Annotated in this window: 21 protein-coding genes; 11 read left to right on the forward strand and 10 right to left on the reverse strand. The window is 38.7% G+C overall.

Annotated elements, in window-relative coordinates:
• Nucleotides 1-39: 39 nt before the first annotated feature.
• From hisIE to HMPREF1208_RS08915, 9 genes are read right to left on the reverse strand one after another with little or no spacing between them, the layout of a single operon-like run.
• The gene (hisIE, locus tag HMPREF1208_RS08875) at nucleotides 40-669 is read right to left on the reverse strand and encodes a bifunctional phosphoribosyl-AMP cyclohydrolase/phosphoribosyl-ATP diphosphatase HisIE (RefSeq protein ID WP_016426040.1); all 630 of its coding nucleotides are present in this window, start codon (nucleotides 667-669) and stop codon (nucleotides 40-42) included.
• Nucleotides 660-1,424 carry an imidazole glycerol phosphate synthase subunit HisF gene (hisF, locus tag HMPREF1208_RS08880; RefSeq protein ID WP_016426041.1) on the reverse strand — a complete coding sequence of 255 codons (765 nt, stop codon included), beginning with the start codon at nucleotides 1,422-1,424 and terminating at the stop codon, nucleotides 660-662. The genes hisIE and hisF overlap by 10 nt, the downstream gene beginning before the upstream one ends.
• Nucleotides 1,421-2,125 (reverse strand): 1-(5-phosphoribosyl)-5-((5-phosphoribosylamino)methylideneamino)imidazole-4-carboxamide isomerase, encoded by a 705-nt coding sequence (hisA, locus tag HMPREF1208_RS08885; protein ID WP_016426042.1) that lies wholly within the window; start codon nucleotides 2,123-2,125, stop codon nucleotides 1,421-1,423. The genes hisF and hisA overlap by 4 nt, the downstream gene beginning before the upstream one ends.
• Entirely contained in the window at nucleotides 2,118-2,693 is a 576-nt protein-coding gene (gene hisH / locus HMPREF1208_RS08890; protein ID WP_037559564.1) for an imidazole glycerol phosphate synthase subunit HisH, read from the reverse strand. The genes hisA and hisH overlap by 8 nt, the downstream gene beginning before the upstream one ends.
• Nucleotides 2,693-3,271 carry an imidazoleglycerol-phosphate dehydratase HisB gene (gene hisB / locus HMPREF1208_RS08895; RefSeq protein WP_016426044.1) on the reverse strand — a complete coding sequence of 193 codons (579 nt, stop codon included), beginning with the start codon at nucleotides 3,269-3,271 and terminating at the stop codon, nucleotides 2,693-2,695. Before hisB ends, hisH begins: the two co-directional genes overlap by 1 nt.
• A complete protein-coding gene (locus tag HMPREF1208_RS08900) occupies nucleotides 3,268-4,269 on the reverse strand; it encodes a pyridoxal phosphate-dependent aminotransferase (protein ID WP_016426045.1) in 1,002 nt (333 codons plus the stop codon). Before HMPREF1208_RS08900 ends, hisB begins: the two co-directional genes overlap by 4 nt.
• On the reverse strand, nucleotides 4,266-5,525 hold the full coding sequence (gene hisD, locus HMPREF1208_RS08905) for a histidinol dehydrogenase (RefSeq protein ID WP_037559434.1): 1,260 nt from the start codon (nucleotides 5,523-5,525) through the stop codon (nucleotides 4,266-4,268). Before hisD ends, HMPREF1208_RS08900 begins: the two co-directional genes overlap by 4 nt.
• Entirely contained in the window at nucleotides 5,515-6,129 is a 615-nt protein-coding gene (gene hisG / locus HMPREF1208_RS08910) for an ATP phosphoribosyltransferase (protein WP_016426047.1), read from the reverse strand. Before hisG ends, hisD begins: the two co-directional genes overlap by 11 nt.
• An 18-nt stretch (nucleotides 6,130-6,147) precedes the next feature.
• Nucleotides 6,148-6,957, reverse strand: a complete 810-nt coding sequence (locus tag HMPREF1208_RS08915) for an ATP phosphoribosyltransferase regulatory subunit (RefSeq protein WP_016426048.1) — start codon at nucleotides 6,955-6,957, stop codon at nucleotides 6,148-6,150.
• A gap of 312 nt (nucleotides 6,958-7,269) precedes the next feature.
• Here HMPREF1208_RS08915 and deoC point away from each other — a divergent pair, with 312 nt between their 5' ends.
• The 9 genes from deoC (at nucleotide 7,270) to dhaM (ending at nucleotide 15,844) form a co-directional block, all read left to right on the forward strand.
• Nucleotides 7,270-7,932 carry a deoxyribose-phosphate aldolase gene (deoC, locus tag HMPREF1208_RS08920; protein ID WP_016426049.1) on the forward strand — a complete coding sequence of 221 codons (663 nt, stop codon included), beginning with the start codon at nucleotides 7,270-7,272 and terminating at the stop codon, nucleotides 7,930-7,932.
• Nucleotides 7,933-8,101: 169 nt separating this feature from the next.
• Nucleotides 8,102-9,280, forward strand: a complete 1,179-nt coding sequence (gene deoB, locus HMPREF1208_RS08925; protein ID WP_016426050.1) for a phosphopentomutase — start codon at nucleotides 8,102-8,104, stop codon at nucleotides 9,278-9,280.
• A 356-nt stretch (nucleotides 9,281-9,636) separates the two neighbouring features.
• Nucleotides 9,637-11,388 carry a sensor histidine kinase gene (locus HMPREF1208_RS08930; RefSeq protein WP_016426051.1) on the forward strand — a complete coding sequence of 584 codons (1,752 nt, stop codon included), beginning with the start codon at nucleotides 9,637-9,639 and terminating at the stop codon, nucleotides 11,386-11,388.
• A gap of 3 nt (nucleotides 11,389-11,391) precedes the next feature.
• The gene (locus HMPREF1208_RS08935) at nucleotides 11,392-12,126 is read left to right on the forward strand and encodes a response regulator transcription factor LytR (RefSeq protein WP_016426052.1); all 735 of its coding nucleotides are present in this window, start codon (nucleotides 11,392-11,394) and stop codon (nucleotides 12,124-12,126) included.
• 484 nt (nucleotides 12,127-12,610) lie between these two features.
• Nucleotides 12,611-13,051 (forward strand): antiholin-like murein hydrolase modulator LrgA, encoded by a 441-nt coding sequence (gene lrgA, locus HMPREF1208_RS08940; RefSeq protein WP_371317747.1) that lies wholly within the window; start codon nucleotides 12,611-12,613, stop codon nucleotides 13,049-13,051.
• The gene (gene lrgB / locus HMPREF1208_RS08945) at nucleotides 13,044-13,745 is read left to right on the forward strand and encodes an antiholin-like protein LrgB (protein WP_016426054.1); all 702 of its coding nucleotides are present in this window, start codon (nucleotides 13,044-13,046) and stop codon (nucleotides 13,743-13,745) included. Before lrgA ends, lrgB begins: the two co-directional genes overlap by 8 nt.
• Before the next feature lie 180 nt (nucleotides 13,746-13,925).
• The gene (dhaK, locus tag HMPREF1208_RS08950) at nucleotides 13,926-14,894 is read left to right on the forward strand and encodes a dihydroxyacetone kinase subunit DhaK (protein ID WP_016426055.1); all 969 of its coding nucleotides are present in this window, start codon (nucleotides 13,926-13,928) and stop codon (nucleotides 14,892-14,894) included.
• 12 nt (nucleotides 14,895-14,906) lie between these two features.
• Nucleotides 14,907-15,488 carry a dihydroxyacetone kinase subunit DhaL gene (dhaL, locus tag HMPREF1208_RS08955; RefSeq protein WP_016426056.1) on the forward strand — a complete coding sequence of 194 codons (582 nt, stop codon included), beginning with the start codon at nucleotides 14,907-14,909 and terminating at the stop codon, nucleotides 15,486-15,488.
• Nucleotides 15,485-15,844 carry a dihydroxyacetone kinase phosphoryl donor subunit DhaM gene (gene dhaM / locus HMPREF1208_RS08960; RefSeq protein ID WP_016426057.1) on the forward strand — a complete coding sequence of 120 codons (360 nt, stop codon included), beginning with the start codon at nucleotides 15,485-15,487 and terminating at the stop codon, nucleotides 15,842-15,844. Before dhaL ends, dhaM begins: the two co-directional genes overlap by 4 nt.
• A gap of 70 nt (nucleotides 15,845-15,914) precedes the next feature.
• Here dhaM and HMPREF1208_RS08965 read toward each other — a convergent pair whose 3' ends face one another.
• On the reverse strand, nucleotides 15,915-16,265 hold the full coding sequence (locus HMPREF1208_RS08965) for a zinc ribbon domain-containing protein YjdM (RefSeq protein WP_016426058.1): 351 nt from the start codon (nucleotides 16,263-16,265) through the stop codon (nucleotides 15,915-15,917).
• A gap of 152 nt (nucleotides 16,266-16,417) precedes the next feature.
• Here HMPREF1208_RS08965 and HMPREF1208_RS08970 point away from each other — a divergent pair, with 152 nt between their 5' ends.
• Entirely contained in the window at nucleotides 16,418-17,806 is a 1,389-nt protein-coding gene (locus tag HMPREF1208_RS08970) for an NAD-dependent succinate-semialdehyde dehydrogenase (RefSeq protein ID WP_016426059.1), read from the forward strand.
• A gap of 348 nt (nucleotides 17,807-18,154) precedes the next feature.
• Nucleotides 18,155-18,475: an antibiotic biosynthesis monooxygenase gene (locus HMPREF1208_RS08975; protein ID WP_037559566.1), complete on the forward strand. Its 321-nt coding sequence runs from the start codon at nucleotides 18,155-18,157 to the stop codon at nucleotides 18,473-18,475.
• The last annotated feature ends 71 nt before the right edge of the window (nucleotides 18,476-18,546 follow it).

Genomic DNA, 18,546 nt, shown 5'->3' on the forward strand with positions numbered 1-18,546 from the left:
TCATAATGCTTGTTTTTATGACGGATCATGTCAAAGGCTTCACCATTTTTCAATCTTTTGACGTTCACCTTTAAAATTATTTTGAATACGGTGCCTTTTTTGTAACTCGTCTTCTATTGTATTGAAAGTGATATTTTGTGATTCGAGTAAAACAAACAGATGATAAAGTAAATCAGCACTTTCAGAAATGACTTCAGAAGTGTTTTGTTTCATGGCAGCAATCACGACTTCGAAAGCTTCTTCGCCCAACTTTTTACTGATTTTTTCAATGCCTTCATTGAGAAGGTATTGCGTATAAGAGTTGGAATCATCTGCTTTCAACCGTTGGCGAATGGTACTTTCAAGTTGTTGAAGTTGAAAAGAGGGAGTCGTATTGAAACAACTTTGTGCACCAGTATGACAAGTCGGTCCCATCGGTTCCACAAGCAACAATAACGTATCTTGATCGCAATCTAAATGCATCTCTTTGACTTGTTGTATATTGCCGGATGATTCTCCTTTTTTCCAAAGTCGCTGCTTTGATCTTGAGTAAAACCATGTGACTTGTTCTTGCACTGTTCTATGAAAAGCTTCTTCGTTCATATAGCCCAACATGAGCACTTGTTGGGTCTTGCTATCTTGCAAAATGACCGGAAGTAGGCCTTTTGAAAAATCGGGTTTTAAGTCCATCTTACAGGGACACCTCCTTGATTCAGTTCACGCTTGATTGCTGCCACGGTTGTTTCTTTATCGTGTAAAATGCTTGCCGCTAATCCAGCAGAGACAGGAGTTTGTGTGAATAATTCTGTGAAGTGTTGTGCGTGACCACCACCGCCTGAAGCGATAATGGGGATATTGACTAATTTAGAAATTTGATTCAGATGTGTAATATCGAAGCCTTGTTTCATTCCATCATGTGCCATACTTGTGATGAGAAGCTCTCCAGCACCTAATGCCTCTACTTGCCGAACCCAATCGTAGACGTGAACGGGCGTTTGTCGCTTACCTCCATGGGTACAACAATAATAATCATTCGTACTTTGATCGTATAGACTATCGATTGCGATACATATACACTGTTTTCCAAACTTTTGACTCGCTTGCTGTATGAAATCAGGATTTTTGAGTGCTGCTGAATTAAGGGACACTTTATCTGCACCATGTCTTAAAAGTTGAGATATCTCGTCCAAAGATTTAATGCCACCACCCACCGTTAAGGGGATAAAAAGCTGGGAGGCAGTTTGTTGGATGATATCGAGTGTGAGTGCGTGCCCCTGTTCTGTTTTTGAAATATCTAAAAAGACAAGCTCGTCCGCGCCAGCTTGATTATAATATAGCGCAAGGTCTACCGGATGACCGATGTCTCTGAGACCTTTAAACTGTATCCCTTTGACAACACGACCGTCTTTAACATCTAAGCAAGGAATAATTCTTTTTTTAATCAAGTTAATCCCTCCCAAAATGAGGCTTGATTCGCTGCTTTACCGACGATTGCTGCTGAAACACCGAGCACATCTAACTGCTGTAAGTCTGCTTGATGTCGAATGCCTCCCGAAGCAATAATCGGTAATGTACTATTCTTAGCGAGTTGAGCTGTTGTATCAAAATTAGGACCACTCATTTTTCCGTCCTTCGTGATGTCGGTATAGATGATGCCATTTAAAGGAAGGTGTTGGATTTGGGAGACATAATCAAAGACATCGAGGACAGTTTCTTCCGTCCACCCATTAATTTGAATCGCAGTTTGCTTTGCATCGACAGATACCAATATTTTCCCGGGAAATAAATGACTCATTTCAGTCAGCCAGGCTTGATCTATTATGGCTTGAGTGCCGACAATGCAGTAATCCACACCGGATGATAAATAGGCTTGAATCGTCTCTTTGTTACGAATACCGCCGCCCACTTCAATCGGTTTTTGACTCATTTGAACTAACTGTTGAATCGCGTCCATCTCGATAGAGCGTTGTGATTTGGCACCTATTAAATCGACGATGTGAATACGATCAACGCTATCGAACTGACTGTAAAATTCGATACTTTTCTCAGCACTGCGCATCATAACTTCAGTTGTTTGATAGTCTCCCTCTGTGAGGCGTACACTTTTACCTCCTATTAAATCAATCGCAGGCCAAAGTTTAATCATGTTGCCAACCTCCTTTTAACGCTTGTTCTAAAATCTGTAAACCGTAATCGCCACTTTTTTCTGGATGAAATTGAATACCAATACAATCATCTTGTTGAACGATGCCCGGAATAGACGTGCCATAGTCACTATAGGCGATGACTGCAGGTGACATTGGCGCTTGATAAGTATGGACATAATAGACATCTTTGTTTAACGCGGGGATTTCACTTTTTAACTGATTCCAACCAAGATGTGGCACTGTATAGGGGGTCTGAATTTCGTGAATTTTCCCTTTGATTAAATCAAGTCCGGACACATGGCCTTCATCGCTATAAGAGTACAGAAGTTGCATACCTAAACAAATACCGATAATGGGTTGCTGGTGTTGTCTCAATACATCGTATAGACCGTATTGATGAATGGCTTGCATTGCGTCTTTGAAATGGCCCACGCCTGGCAGAATCAAGACGTCTGCATGTTCTATCCTTTCTGGTTCGCGCGTTACGATAGACGGATAACCAAGATGGTTCACTGCGCGTTGCACATTAAAAATGTTGCCAAGTCCATAGTCTACGATTGCAATCATCATTCAATCACACCTTTAGATGAAGGGATACGTCGGTCTTCTGAATCGCGTAGCGCTTGTTTTAAAGCATGCGCAAATGCTTTGAAAATGGCTTCAATTTCGTGGTGCGTATTTCCTTGATGAAGTAAGTCGATGTGAACCGTTAAATAGGCATTAAACACTAAAGCTCTAAAAAATTCTTTGACGAGTTCTGTATCAAACTGGCCCACTTTTTCCTTGCTGAAGTCCGCTTGAAAGTTGAGGTAAGGGCGGCCGCTAATATCGACAACAGCACGTGCTAATGTTTCGTCCATTGGAATATATTGGGTACCATAACGGGTGTAATGAACTTTATCTTTAATCAACTGTCGTAACAGTTGTCCAAGAACGATACCGATATCTTCAGTCGTATGATGATCATCGACCCACGTATCACCTTCAACGTCAATTTGTAACGCTAAGCCACTATGAAAGCTCCATAATGTGAGCATATGGTCTAAAAATCCGACACCAGTATGAATTTGACTCTCTTTTTTCGATACACTGAGTTTAATGTCAATTTTAGTTTCTGTCGTTTCGCGGCGAATTTGATATGTCATTGCTGTTCACTCCATTCTTTCACGACTTGTTCAAATTGATTTAACTGTGGATAATCAATGATGGAATAACGTACGCATTCAGCTAACATTTTTTCATCTTTCGAATGATAAAAGCGTGGTAGAAAGCCACGTGCTTTAACGTAATGGCCGAGTGATAAGGCTTGAGAGCCTGATGTTAAAACAAAATTAGTATCACTTGGAAAGATATGCATATGGGAACTGGCATATTTCATCATGATTTCTTTTAAGCGCTGACTCAATTGTCGTTGGTATTGGACGAACACTTTTGTTTGTTCCATATGTTCAAATAGATAAATACCGATAGATAGCGTGAATGCACTTAAAGGATAAGGGTGTTCAATTTGGCGTATAGTTGAAATGGTTTTTTCTGTACTGATTAAGACACCGAGTCGTAACCCCGCCATAGCAAAAGCTTTGGAAAGTGTACGAATGATTAGGATATGATCTTCCAGTTCGATTTGTAATGGTGTTGAAAAGTCAACATAGGCTTCATCAATGATTAAATAGCCTTCTATCGTTTTCATTTGTTTTGCGATAGTGATTAACTCATTTTCAGTAAAACGGTGTCCCGTTGGATTGTGTGGATTACTGAGAATGAAAAAACGAGGTTGTACTTCATCGATGCGACCAAGTATCGTTTCAAGTGAAAATGTTAAATCAGGTGAGGCATCAACAAAACGAATTTGACGCTTCACCTGCCGTGCATAATCTTGATACATAAAAAAATCGGGATTGAGCGTTAAACAGGGACCTTCTGGCATAATAAGCATCAATTTTTGTATTAATTCGTCAGAACCATTTCCACAGCATAGTTGTTGACTGCTGAATTGCTGGCCATAATAATTCGCATAAGCTTGGCGAAAGCGGTCATAATCAGTATCTGGATATAAATGGTAATCACAATTTTTGATAAGATTCATTAATGTTTCATCATTAAGCGGCTTTATCGGGCTTTCATTCTTATTCATGCGAATCATTGTGTGTCACCTCTATTTCGAATTTCTAGTGATTTTTTATGATTGATTAATTGTTCGTCATCCGCTATTCGAGCGGCATCAGCATAGGTGTGTTGGTACGTTGAAGCATTCAGATGAATGACCGTATGTTTAGTTAAAAAATCGTTCACAGACAGTCCGTGTTGAAAGCGTGCTGTTCGTTGTGTAGGCAGCACGTGACTCGGCCCAGCGATATAGTCTCCAATGGCTTCTGGTGCATAGCGCCCTATAAACAAGCTCCCTACATAATGGATGAAAGGGATGTATCGTTCTGGATACGCAGTTTGAACTGAAGCATGTTCAGGTGCAATGGCATTCATAACTTTACAATTATCATTAAAATCTAAAGTGTGAATTAAGTAGTGATGATGCTTTAAACTTTCTGCTAATATTTCTGAGCGCTGTGCATTTTTAAGTTCAGATTGGATACGCTGTTCAAGCGCCTTAAGGACGGATTTATCGTTTGAAAGGACATAAGTTCTTGCCATTTCATCATGCTCATCTTGGGCGAAAACATCATAGACAATGGCCTCCATATCGCTATGGGTATCTATAATAAGTGCAATCTCACTCGGTCCTGCAATTTGATCGATGCCTACTTCTCCGTACAAATATTTTTTCGCATACGCCACATATTGATTGCCTGGACCAACGATTTTATCTACTTTAGGGATAGTTTCTGTGCCATAGGCTAATGCTGCGATACTTTGGGCGCCACCGACTTGATACACGCGATCGACACCGGCAATTGCACAAGCAGCAAGAACACTTTGGGCAATGCCATTGGTTTGGGGTGGTGTGACAACAATGATATTTTTAACATTTGCCACTTTCGCGAGTGTCGCGGTCATTAAGACAGTAGATGGATAACTTGCTTTACCTCCCGGCACATATATCCCTACACTTTCGATAGGATAATAGACTTCGTAGAGTTCTTGTGTTGTATTTTGTTGTTGATATTTAATTTGTTGCTGATAATGTTCGATTCTTTGATGACTATGTTGGAGTGCTGCTTTTAATTCAGGCTCCAAATTTGTCAAAGCTTGTTCCAGCTCTGAACGAGGTATCTCTAGTGATTGCACTTGTACGTGATCAAATTGCTTGTTGTAGTCGAATAATGCACGGTCACCTTCATTTTTGACACGTTCACAGATGGCGGCCACCTGCTCGTGAAGGTTTTGGTTAAACTGTGCTTCAGATTGTAATTGCTGTAAAAATGTTGTGCTGTTAATCATCAATGAGTGACACCCCTAACATTTGAATAAATGCATCAATTTCTGATGCGGCAGTGAAAAAACTTTGACGGTTTGTAATTAATTGCGCTTGTATACTGGAAATCTGTTCCTTTTCGACAAGGCCATTAGAGCGAAGTGTACTACCGGTTTGTACGATATCAACGATGCCATCAACCATGCCAATGACACAAGCTAACTCAATAGAGCCCGAAAGTTCGATTAACTCAATGTCACGACCTGTGGATTTAAAATAATCGCGGGCTGTTTTCGGATAAGAAGTTGCGATTTTGTGATATGCTTCTGTCGTTTCAAAAGCAGCGACAGAAAAATGACATTGTCCAAAAGGGAGGGCAATAAGTTGATTAACGTCATATTTCTGCTCGTTTAAAATATCACTTCCTGTAATACCGATGTCCGCAATCCCTTGTTCTACATATATAGGAACGTCATTTCCTTTAACGAAAAGAAAACGAAAATTTTCAGTTTTGATTTGAAGTTGACGGGATTGCGACTGAAGCTGTGAAGCCAATTCAATCTGCCCCTGTTGTTCTAAGTAGGCAATCAAACTTTTCAGTAAACGTCCTTTTGCCAATGCAATAGTTAACACAATAGTCACTCCTTCTCGTTATAATGTGAGTCCTAAACCAAATCCTTCTAAAGTATCTTTGTAATAACCGCCTGTTAAAGTCAGATTGCTTTTTTTCAGATGTGCATGAATAAAGGCGCCTTTATAATACGACCGCGGAGGTTGGGGTGTCATATCGAGATGGATAGGGGTGATACCTAACGATTTGAAATAGGTATGCCAACGATTCAAACTCCGCAAAATATAGTGATCGCTTGGGAATAAGCTGTTCAGTAAACTGAGTTGTTGATGTGTCGGTGTTAACAACAATTGAACAATGGGATGACTGAGCCCTAAAGCAGATTTCAATTCAGAAATATTGCGCTGTGCAATCCATGTCAATAGTTGTGTGTCGTGTTGCACATCGCTTAATAATAAATCCGTTAATTGGTAATGACCGATTACGACATATTGAATTTGATCTTCTAAGCATTGTTCAATGTACAACTTAAATGTTTCAAACGTCTCGTGAATCTCTTGAATACTCGGTTGATAATATTCTAGGCCTAGTTGTGTACAGACGTGCTGATTTCGGACAATTGAACCAGCATATGCAACTGCGCGATGTTGTAAAGGATAGTCTTGGTAATAGCGCACCAGTTGATCTGTAAAATCATTGCGCAAAGCATAAAGCTGTGAACCAGATTGCCAAACACTTCTTTCAGACATTTGTTTAAGATCATCAGAAGAGAGTGTTTCCCAAACTAATGTTTCGATAAAAGGTGTGTCTATGAGCTCGAAGTTACGAGATTCAGCAATATTTAAAAACTGAAGCTCTTTTTCTTTGTCTAAAATTAAAGGATGCATCATCATATCGCCTCGATTTCGTTCTCTACCGAGTTAAAGTGTTTTGAGAGAATATGAGTATGTTAGCATATGAATATTCAGATTTCAACAAAAAATTCTGAAAAATAAAGAATAGATATTCTGTATAGGTTTTTACGGTGGGAGAACTAGGAAATAAAGCAATGTGAAAAAAAGACAACTGAAATGTACACGAGAATGGTGTGCAATACTAAATGCTTAGCAATTTTATCTGATATAAAACAATCGTATTTTGAGCGACCAAATTGTATAATTAAGTAAGATATTAAAAATATATACGATGAGGGAGCATGTTATATGAAATTTGAAAAATATATCGATCATACGTTGTTAAAACCAGAATCAACACGTCAACAAATTGATCAAATCATTGAAGAGGCCAAAACGTATCACTTTAAATCGGTTTGTGTCAATCCGACGCATGTTCAATACGCTGCCGAACGTCTTGCAGATAGTGACGTGCTTGTGTGTACGGTGATTGGTTTTCCATTGGGTGCATCAACGACAGAAACGAAAGCTTTCGAAACAGAAGATGCTTTACGTAAAGGTGCAGATGAAATCGATATGGTTATCAACATTGGCGCTTTAAAAGATGGACGTTACGCTGATGTACAACAAGATATTGAAGCTGTAGTCAAAGCGGCTCAAGGCCATGCGGTTAAAGTCATTATTGAAACGGTTTTACTGACAGATGAAGAAAAAGTGAAAGCCTCTGAATTAGCACAAGCAGCAGGTGCACATTTTGTGAAAACATCCACTGGCTTTGCGGGTGGTGGTGCCACACCTGAAGATGTGAAATTAATGAAAGAGACTGTCGGGGATGCATTAGAAGTGAAAGCCTCCGGCGGTGTGCGTAGCTTAGAAGATTTTAACGCAATGGTTGAAGCGGGTGCCACACGTGTGGGCGCAAGTGCAGGTGTTCAAATCATGCAAGGATTAGAATCCGACGCAGACTATTAAACGATAACAATATTAAATTAATCAATGTAGGAGTGGTTAGCCATACCTATTTTAGAGTCCTTTCGGTCTATAGGTTCATTATCTAGGAACACCCAAGAATATCCAAATCAAATTTAAATTAGAAAACTAAAACTTATTATACGAACTTATTATACGAGGAGTGATTTATATGACAGCACCATTTCAACGTGTACATTTGATTGTCATGGATTCTGTTGGGATAGGAGAGGCCCCAGATGCGAAAGATTTTAACGATGAAGGGTCCCACACACTGAAACATACGTTAGAAGGATTTGACCAAAAATTACCGTATCTCGAACAATTAGGTTTGGGTAATATTGATGCCTTACCTGTCCTAGGGGCAGTTGCACATCCCAAAGCGTATTATACGAAATTAAGCGAAGCTTCAGTCGGTAAAGATACGATGACAGGTCATTGGGAAATGATGGGCTTGAATATCATGCAGCCGTTCAAAGTGTATCCAAACGGTTTTCCACAAGAATTAATTGATGAAATCGAACGAATCACGGGACGTAAAGTCGTTGTGAATCGACCGGCTTCAGGTACACAAGTGATTGATGAGTGGGGCGAACATCAAACGAAAACAGGCGATCTGATTGTATACACATCCGCAGACCCTGTGCTTCAAATTGCCGCACATGAAGAGATTATTCCACTTGAAGAACTCTATGACATTTGTGAAAAAGTACGTGAATTAACAAAAGACCCGAAATATTTAGTCGGTCGCGTGATTGCACGTCCATATGTTGGTGAACCGGGACACTTCACAAGAACAAGTAATCGTCATGACTATGCCTTAAAACCTTTTGGCCCAACAGTGATGAACACACTTAAAGATCATGATTACGATGTCATTGCCATCGGTAAAATTAATGATATTTTCGATGGCGAAGGTGTTACAGAAGCCGTACGTACGAAAAGTAACATGGACGGGATGGACCAACTGATGCAAATCGTACAAAAAGACTTTAAAGGTTTAAGTTTCTTAAACTTAGTCGATTTTGATGCATTGTATGGGCATCGTCGTGATAAACCCGGTTACGCGCAAGCCTTGAAAGACTTTGACAATCGTTTACCGGAATTAATGGCTGCGATGCGTGAAGATGATTTACTCATCATTACAGCTGACCACGGCAATGATCCAACGGCAGAAGGCACAGATCACACACGTGAATACATTCCAGTGTTGATGTACAGTCCGAAATTTAAAGAAGGTCAAGCGCTCGATACGGATACAACATTTAGTTCAATTGGGGCAACCATTGCAGATAACTTTGGCGTACCGCTTCCAGAATTCGGTCGCAGTTATCTTCAAGATTTAAAATAACTGAGATAAGTTATATCAAACGATTTTAACTTAAGGACGGGGTTAGAAATGACATTTCCAACCCTGTCTTTTAATGTTTTTAAGTATAGGTGTGATTATATCAGTTTGTTTAGTAACTAAAAAATATCATAAAAACGACTAATTTTTTATACAAGCAAATATTAAAGTCAAAAGTCCAATCAATAATCTAACTATTAAAGCAAAGGCTTGAATGCTATACATAAGGTGAATTTACAACTGATTACTGCTGTAAAATAGGCCACTTCTTTGAATTTCATCCAATTGCACACGTCATTTCTATTTATTATGTTAAAATATAATAAATTAATAATCAGTTGAAAAAGGAGAAATATTCAGTGTTTAATTTGACGATATTACTATTGGAACGTGTGGGTCTCATTATTATCCTTGCCTATATTTTAATGAATTCCAGTTACTTTAAAAACACGATGCAGCAACGACAAATGTGGCCCTCAAAATGGCAACTCTGCTTGATATTTAGCCTTTTTGCGCTGATGTCTAACTTTACAGGGATTGTCATTCGCAATGGTGACATCCTATCTGGAAGTATCTATTTTCATTTAGATGATGATGTATCGTTAGCCAATACACGTGTTTTAACAATTGGGGTTGCTGGATTAGTGGGAGGTCCATTTGTTGGAGTATTCGTAGGGATTTTTTCAGGGCTCTTCCGGTTATATATGGGAGGCGCTGAAGCCTATACGTATTTAATTTCCTCATTATTTATCGGTTTGATTTCGGGTTATTTTGGTCAGCAAGCACGTCAAAAAAATCAATATCCTTCAATAGGAAAAAGTGCATTAATCGGGGCGACAATGGAGATTGTCCAAATGATTTGTATTTTTTCGTTTGCGCAAGATAAACATTATGCGATTGATTTGATTTCGTTAATTGCATTACCAATGATTATTGTTAATAGTGCAGGGACTGCTATTTTTATGTCTATTATTAGTTCCACATTAAAGCAAGAAGAGCAAATGAGAGCTGTACAAACGCATGACGTGTTGCAATTAACCAATCAGACGTTGCCTTACTTCAAAGAAGGGCTGAATGAAGATTCTGCCAAGCATGTGGCAATGATTATTAAAGAGTTGATGAAAGTTTCTGCCGTAGCGATTACAAATCGACATGATATTTTAGCGCATGTGGGTGCTGGGAGTGATCATCACATTCCGAAAAAAGAAATTATAACGGATTTATCAAAAGAAGTTTTACAAACAGGGCAGCTTAAAGAAGTTCATACGAAAGGTGAAATCGGATGTACACACCCGCATTGTCCATTACACGCTGCCATTGTGATTCCTTTGAAGATGCATGGCAAAGTGACGGGAACTTTAAAAATGTATTTTACGAATCCGAACAATCTTACTTTCGTAGAACGTCAATTGGCGGAAGGGTTAGCTGAAATATTTAGTAGTCAAATCGAATTGGGTGAGGCTGAAATGCAGAGTAAATTATTGAAAGATGCAGAGATTAAATCATTACAAGCACAAGTCAATCCGCATTTCTTTTTTAATGCGATGAACACGATTTCTGCACTTGTTCGAATCGATAGTGAAAAGGCGAGAGAGCTCTTATTAGAACTGAGTCATTTCTTCCGTTCAAATTTACAAGGCTCTCGCCAAAATACAATTACTTTAGAAAAAGAGCTAAGCCAAGTGTCTGCTTATCTATCATTAGAACAAGCGCGTTTCCCAGGCAGATTTGATGTGACTTTTGATGTTCCAGAGGATGTGACACAAGCCCTTGTCCCTCCATTTTTAATTCAAATTTTAGTTGAGAATGCGGTAAAACATGCTTTTCCAAAGCGAAAGAAAGACAATCGTATTCGAGTTGTTGCACGGGTTGAAAATCAACAACAATTAGTGATATCGGTTTGTGATAATGGGCAAGGTATTCCGAAAGAAAAATTATCTTTACTAGGTCAAACTGCCGTTGAATCAGAATCGGGCACAGGCAGTGCTTTAGAAAATTTAAATTTAAGATTAAAAGGTTTATTCAGTAATGATGCAGTTTTACATTTTGATACAAGTCACACAGGAACGACGGTATGGTGTACGCTGCCTTATCAACAAAAGGAGGGATAAAGCATGAGGGCGTTAATAGTTGATGATGAACCTCTTGCGCGTAATGAGTTAATCTATTTATTAAATCGTATCGGTGGCTTCGACGTTTTGAATGAAGCAGAGAATGTGAGTGAAACGATCGAGGCATTGTTAGTAGACGACTACGACCTTGTTTTTTTAGATATTAACTTAATGGATGAAAATGGCATTGAGCTAGGACGTAAAATTCAAAAAATGAAGTCCCCACCTGCGATTGTGTTTGCCACGGCACATGACCAATTTGCTGTTCAAGCCTTTGAATTAAATGCGACAGATTATATTATGAAGCCATTCGAACAAAGCCGCGTCGAGCAAGCCGTTCAAAAAGTTCAGGCGCAACTTAAAAAAAGCAAAGCGGCACAGGACATGCCTCCTGTTACGAATGTGGAAACACTTTTGCCGATTGAGATTGATGACCGTATCCATATGCTGAATCTTTCTGATGTAATCGGTATTTCAGTTAATAAAGGACTCACTACGATTCATACGACACAAGGTACGTTTGAAACAACAGAGCCTTTAAGCGCATATGAAAAAAAGTTGAATACACCGCAGTTTATTAGAATTCATCGTGCAAATATTATTAATCGACAGCACATTCAAGCTATAGAACATTGGTTTAATTCGACCTATATGGTCACTTTGACAAATGATGTGAAAATGCAAGTGAGTCGTTCCTATATGAAAAGTTTTAAGCAAGTGATGGGTCTCACATCATAAACCAATGATTAATAAGTTTAGAAAATGAAAAAGACACTCAAAATTTTGATGGAATGGAGTGACCCCCAAAAGTTAGACCTAAAATCTAACATTTAGGGTGCACATCAGAATTATGAATTTTGAGTGTCTTTTTTGTGTTTATCTCACATAACAAATGGTGACAAAGCAAAGATTGATTTGATTTTGTTCTACCATCTCGGCAAGTAGGATTTCGTGGTACGAGCGCTTGATATAAAGGCTTCTGAAGCGTAGGTAGCACTTGTTAGTAGAATGATTTAACTATTTTTGTAGATTGAAAAAGAAGATAGAATAGCGTCACGCTGACATTTAAAAGATGTTTTATATTTAATTGAGAAAAATATGTAATGTGTGAAAAAATGCACATAATGCATTTCACCCCCTTATTTTTGCATTTCAGCGTGAAAACGCAGTGAACCTTTCTTTTCATACTATAATGAAGTCAATCAGAAGCACACAGGAGGCCGTGAAGATGGAACAAAAAGTTGAAAAAACGTATAGCTTTTTGCATCAAGTTTTAGTGATTTCGTTAGTGTTATTTGTTTCAAGTATCATTGAATCGTTTATGCCGATTCCAATGCCAGCATCAGTAATAGGACTTGTTTTACTGTTTATCTTATTATGCACAGGTGTTGTGAAATTGGGACAAGTTGAAAAAGTAGGGACAGCATTAACGAATAACATCGGATTTTTATTCGTACCAGCGGGGATTTCAGTCGTTAATTCATTAGGGATTATTAGTGCAAGCCCAATTTTGATTATTGGTCTCATTATTATCTCTACAGTGCTGTTGCTTGTATGTACAGGTTTTGCATCACAAATTATTATGCGTGTAACGACTAAAAATAACGCACAAAAACCAGAAAAAGCACAATCAGAAATGAAAGGAGCACACTCACATGGTTGATCATTTAGGTATTAATACCCCATATTTTGGTATCTTGTTATCCGTCATTCCATTCTTAATTGCAACATATTTATTTAAAAAAACAAATGGTTTCTTCTTATTTGCACCATTATTTGTTGCAATGGTTGTAGGTGTGGCATTCCTACACTTTACAGGCATTCCATATGAAAAATATAAAATAGGTGGCGATGTGATTAATTTCTTCCTTGCACCTGCAACAATTTCATTCGCGATACCTTTATATAAAAAGCGTGATGTGCTCTTAAAACACTGGCACCGTATTATAGGTGGTATAGGAATTGGTACGGTCGTCGCATTAGTAGGTATTTTCTTTGTTGCCAAAGCGTTACAGTTTGGTAATGACATCATTGCATCAATGCTTCCGCAAGCAGCAACGACTGCAATTGCATTACCTGTTTCTGAAGGAATTCATGGTATTAAAGAACTTACATCTTTAGCTGTTATACTGAATGCAGTTATTATCTATGCTTTAGGAAATAAATTATTAAAATGGTTCCACATCGATAATAAAATTGCACGTGGTTTAGCATTAGGTACAAGTGGCCACACTTTAGGTGTAGCTGCAGCGAAAGAACTTGGCGAAGTTGAAGAGTCAATGGCGAGCATCGCGATTGTACTCGTAGGGGTTATTGTTGTTGCGGTAGTCCCAGTTTTAACAGCAATATTCTTCTAATATACAATTGTAAAATAAAGTCGTAGGGATGTTTAAAAGGGGTAGTGTCGTTTTCTAAGAGGTGGCTTAGATGACGGTGCTACTCTTTTTTTGCATCAATTGCTGTTGAATAATCGTTTGACGTGAACGTTTTCATTGTAGAAAGTTATAATAGAAGAAAAGATGAGAGCAGGTGACAACATGAAAAAGTTAATTCAAGAAAAGACACAGTTTTTAAACGACATGTTAGATGGCTTGAAGTATACGAACCCTAATATTGATGTCATAGCAGAAACGGTTGTCGTTCGGAAAGACAAAAAAACATCTGGCGTTGCGTTAGTATCAGGGGGTGGCAGTGGTCACGAACCTGCACATGCTGGCTATGTTGCAGAGGGCATGTTAGATGCAGCAGTATGCGGTGAGGTTTTTACATCTCCAACTCCGGATAAAGTATTAGAGGCAATCAAAGCAGTAGATAATGGTGATGGCGTTTTATTAATTGTTAAAAATTATGCAGGAGATGTCATGAACTTTGAGATGGCACAAGATATGGCAGCGATGGAAGGCATTAACGTCGAAATGGTCATTGTCAAAGATGACATTGCCATTGATGATGCGGACAAAAGAAGAGGCGTTGCCGGCACCGTATGGGTACATAAATATGCGGGCTATTTAGCTGAACAAGGTACACATCTTAAAGCACTCAAAACAAAAATTGAACAGTTTCTTGAAGGCGTTCGCTCTATTGGTATGGCAATCATGCCACCTGCAGTACCGACTACAGGCAAATATGGTTTTGATATTGGCGAAGATGAGATGGAAATCGGAATCGGTATTCACGGTGAACGAGGATTAGAACGAACTCAAATAGAACCGATTGCCCAAATTGTTCAACGCTTAACCACAAAACTAGAACAAGAAGTCGACAGTGATGCATTGATTGTCATGATTAATGGCATGGGCGGTACACCGCTTTCTGAACTCAATATCGTCACAAAATACGTAGCGCAGCAATTAGAAAAAGAAGGTAAAGTTGTCAAAGGATGGTTCGTTGGGGACTATATGACTTCATTAGATATGCAAGGTTTTTCACTCACATTTGCGCCATATGATGCCCATGTTTTAGCAGCACTTAATGCGCCTACAACAAGTCGAAATTTTAATTCATAGGAGGATGTAACAATGGATGTGACAATTTTAAAGGAACGTTTATTAGCTCTAAAAGATATCTTTGAAAGAGAAGAAGCCCATTTAACTGATCTCGATCGTGCTATTGGCGATGGAGACCATGGCGTCAATATGAGACGTGGCTTTGAGGCACTACCTGCACAGCTTGATGATCAGTCTATTGCGACATTACTCAAATCGACAGGGATGACATTAATGTCTAAAGTCGGTGGCGCTTCAGGTCCTTTATATGGTTTTAGTTTTGTCAAAATGTCACAAGTTGCTAAAGATGACATTGACCATGATAATCTAATCGCAATATTAAAGGCATTTGAAGATGCAGTTGCACAACGCGGCAAAGTAACGCGAGAAGAAAAAACGATGTATGATGTCATTTCACGCGCGCGAGAAGCGGTGGAAAATGGTGAGCGTGTAGATTTAGAAAAATTACAAGCATTAGCAGATGCGACTCGTGATATAGAAGCCACTAAAGGGCGTGCATCTTACTTTAAAAAAGAGAGTTTAGGCTATGTAGATCCAGGTGCACAAAGTAGCGTATATATTTTAAATGCATTAATAGGAGATGAAAAGAAATGACAAGTATCGTACTCATTAGTCACAGTGAAAAAATTGCAGAAGGTACAAAAGATTTACTAGAACAAATGGCACAAGGTGTGAGTGTTATTGCCGTGGGTGGTAATGATGGTGAAATAGGGACTTCGTTTGAAACAATCTCAGAGGTATTGAATGATTTAGAAGAAGATGCGATTTGTTTCTTTGAAATTGGGTCTTCAGAAATGAATTTAGATATGGCTATTGAAATGTATGTAGGGCATTACCGAATTGAGAAAGTCGATGCGCCTATTGTAGAAGGCAGTTTTATCGCAAGTGTGTCATTATCAACTGGACAATCTATGGACGAGGCCATCGCTTCTGTCAGAGATACATTTTAACTTGAAATAAAAAAGGATGAAACAATGATAATCCAGAAAAGGTTTATTGTTTCATCCTTTATTTTATATGTTAGTTAATTTTTTTTACAACTTCTGATTTTAAGCCCATTTGACCAAAACCGGGGATTTTACAGTCAATATCATGACCATCTTCTGGGGCGACGAGTTTAATATTTTTAACTTTTGTACCTTGTTTGATGACGCCTGATGTGCCTTTAATTTTTAAATCACGGATAACTGAAACCGTGTCACCGTCTTTTAGTTCGTTGCCATTTGCATCACGAATGATTTCTACGGCAGCCGCTTCTTCAACTGCATTTTTTGTCCATTCAAACGCACACATCGGACAAACATAAGCAGCCCCATCTTCATAAGTATATTCTGAATCACATTGTGGACAGTTTGGAATTGCGGTTGTCATTTTCTAATCACTACTTTCCTCAAGTTATACTTATAATCTAGCATATTCAGGATGAAAAGTATGTAACAAATTGAAGATAGTGTTACGATAAGCATAACAAAAAAATTGAGCACATTTAAAATCTATTCATTGAGAGGAAGCGAGATGGTAAGATGTCAAATTTAGAAGTCAAAAATCCTTCTACAGGTGAAGTCATTGCAACTTATCTTTATACTGACGAGCAAGCCATTCATTCTAAAATTGAGCGAGCACATCAAGCATTTTTATCGTGGCGTGATGTCGATGCCCATGAACGTTCACGTTTATTATGGGCTTGGTCGGCTTTAATTAAAGACAATCGTGAAGCCTTAGCCCGATTAATTACATTAGAAGGGGGCAAACCTTACGCAGAAGCACTCGGAGAAGTAGATTACGCAGTCTCTTATGTCGATTGGTATGCTGAAGAAGCTAAAAGAACATATGGCAGAACAGTGCCCGCGAATACCCCAGATAAAAAGATTATCATTGATAAGTTTCCAGTAGGGGTGGTCGCAGCAATTACACCATGGAACTTTCCAGCGGCGATGATTACTAGAAAAATGGCACCTGCACTCGCAGCAGGCTGTACAATTGTTTGTAAACCTGCCACTGAGACCCCAATGACGACGATTCGATTAGTTGAACTTGCCCATGAAGCGGGCATACCTGAAGACGCAATTTCATATGTCTTAGCAAGCGGTAAAACAGCAGGCGAAATCTTTACGACACATCCCGATGTCCAAAAGGTTACATTTACAGGTTCAACACCCGTAGGTAAAAAATTAATTGAACAATCTGCCAGTACAGTTAAAAATGTCACAATGGAACTCGGAGGCCTTGCTCCGCTCATTGTACATAAAGATGCTGATATTGACCAAGCGGTTGCGCAAACAATTGCGACTAAATTTAGAAATGCAGGTCAAACTTGTATTTGCGCAAATCGTATTTATGTTCACCACGCGATCGCTGATGAATATGAGCGACAGTTAATTGAACAAGTCCATGCGCTTAAAGTGGGAGATGGCATGGCAGAAGATGTTAAAGTTGGACCGCTCATTAATGAAAAGGCAGTTGAAAAAGTGATTGATCACTTACAAGATGCTAAACAACATGGCGGACAACTATCTAGAAGCTGGGATGAAGTGAAATTAGGCGGTAATTTCATTAATCCAGTCGTTGTCACACAAGCCAACCAAGAGATGAAATGTATGCATGAAGAAACGTTTGGTCCAGTGGCGCCAGTTATGCGTTATGAGGATTTAGACGAAGCCATTCGAATGGCTAATGATACAGAATTTGGACTCGCTGCTTATTTCTTCACGAATGATTATCGTACAGGTTTATATATTTATAATCATTTAGATTACGGTGTGATTGGATGGAATGATGGTGGACCTTCAGCAGCTCATGCCCCCTTTGGTGGCATGAAAGAAAGTGGCTACGGCCGTGAAGGTGGCATTGAAGGCATAGAACCCTATTTAGAAACTAAATATTTATCTATCAAAGTAGACGACCCGTCTTAAAATGCGTAAAAAATAGGTCAATGTAAAAGGTAATATAAAAAATGGGAGAGGGACTGTGAGATGATTCGCAATCCGCTCTCCTTTTCATTTGTTACACAGGGTGTTTACTAGAATGGGGATGTTCTATGATGTGATGTTCATCACAACTTCAAATCCATTTTGATATGAAATGAAGACGTGAAATCTGGATTATAGTTGATATTGATAATCGTTATCAAATATAATAGGGGTGTCAGAAGATAATCAAAGTTTGAGTGCGATAGATGATGTTTGACGCGTCTTGGACAATTGATTAAAACTAAAGTGGTTTTTGCCCATGCGTATCAGGAATAAGGAGTTGGAAGTATGATGTTTATGGCAGAAAATAAATTGACATTAACAAAAGGAACAGCGCAGGAAACGATGCAACGTTTTCATCAACGTCAAGGCATTGAAACGATTGATGGCTTTATAGAAATGTATGTGACACAAACGAATGATTTAGAAGAATTTGATGAAGTAAAAATTTTAACCATTTGGCAATCAGAGCAAGCATTTAAAAATTGGCTTTCTTCAGATGTTTTTAAAGCCTCACATAAAAACGTGAGAAGTCATCGAGAGGACACAGAAAGTCCAATCATTAAAAACAAAGTCTCTACGTATACAATCGACTATCATTACAAAAAATAATGCATGGTGTATCGACAAATTGAATACAAATCCTTTCACGGTTTTGGACGCGCGTATCACGTCCAAAGCCT

Source organism: Staphylococcus sp. HGB0015, assembly GCF_000411275.1.
In the GTDB taxonomy this organism is placed as follows: domain Bacteria; phylum Bacillota; class Bacilli; order Staphylococcales; family Staphylococcaceae; genus Staphylococcus; species Staphylococcus schleiferi.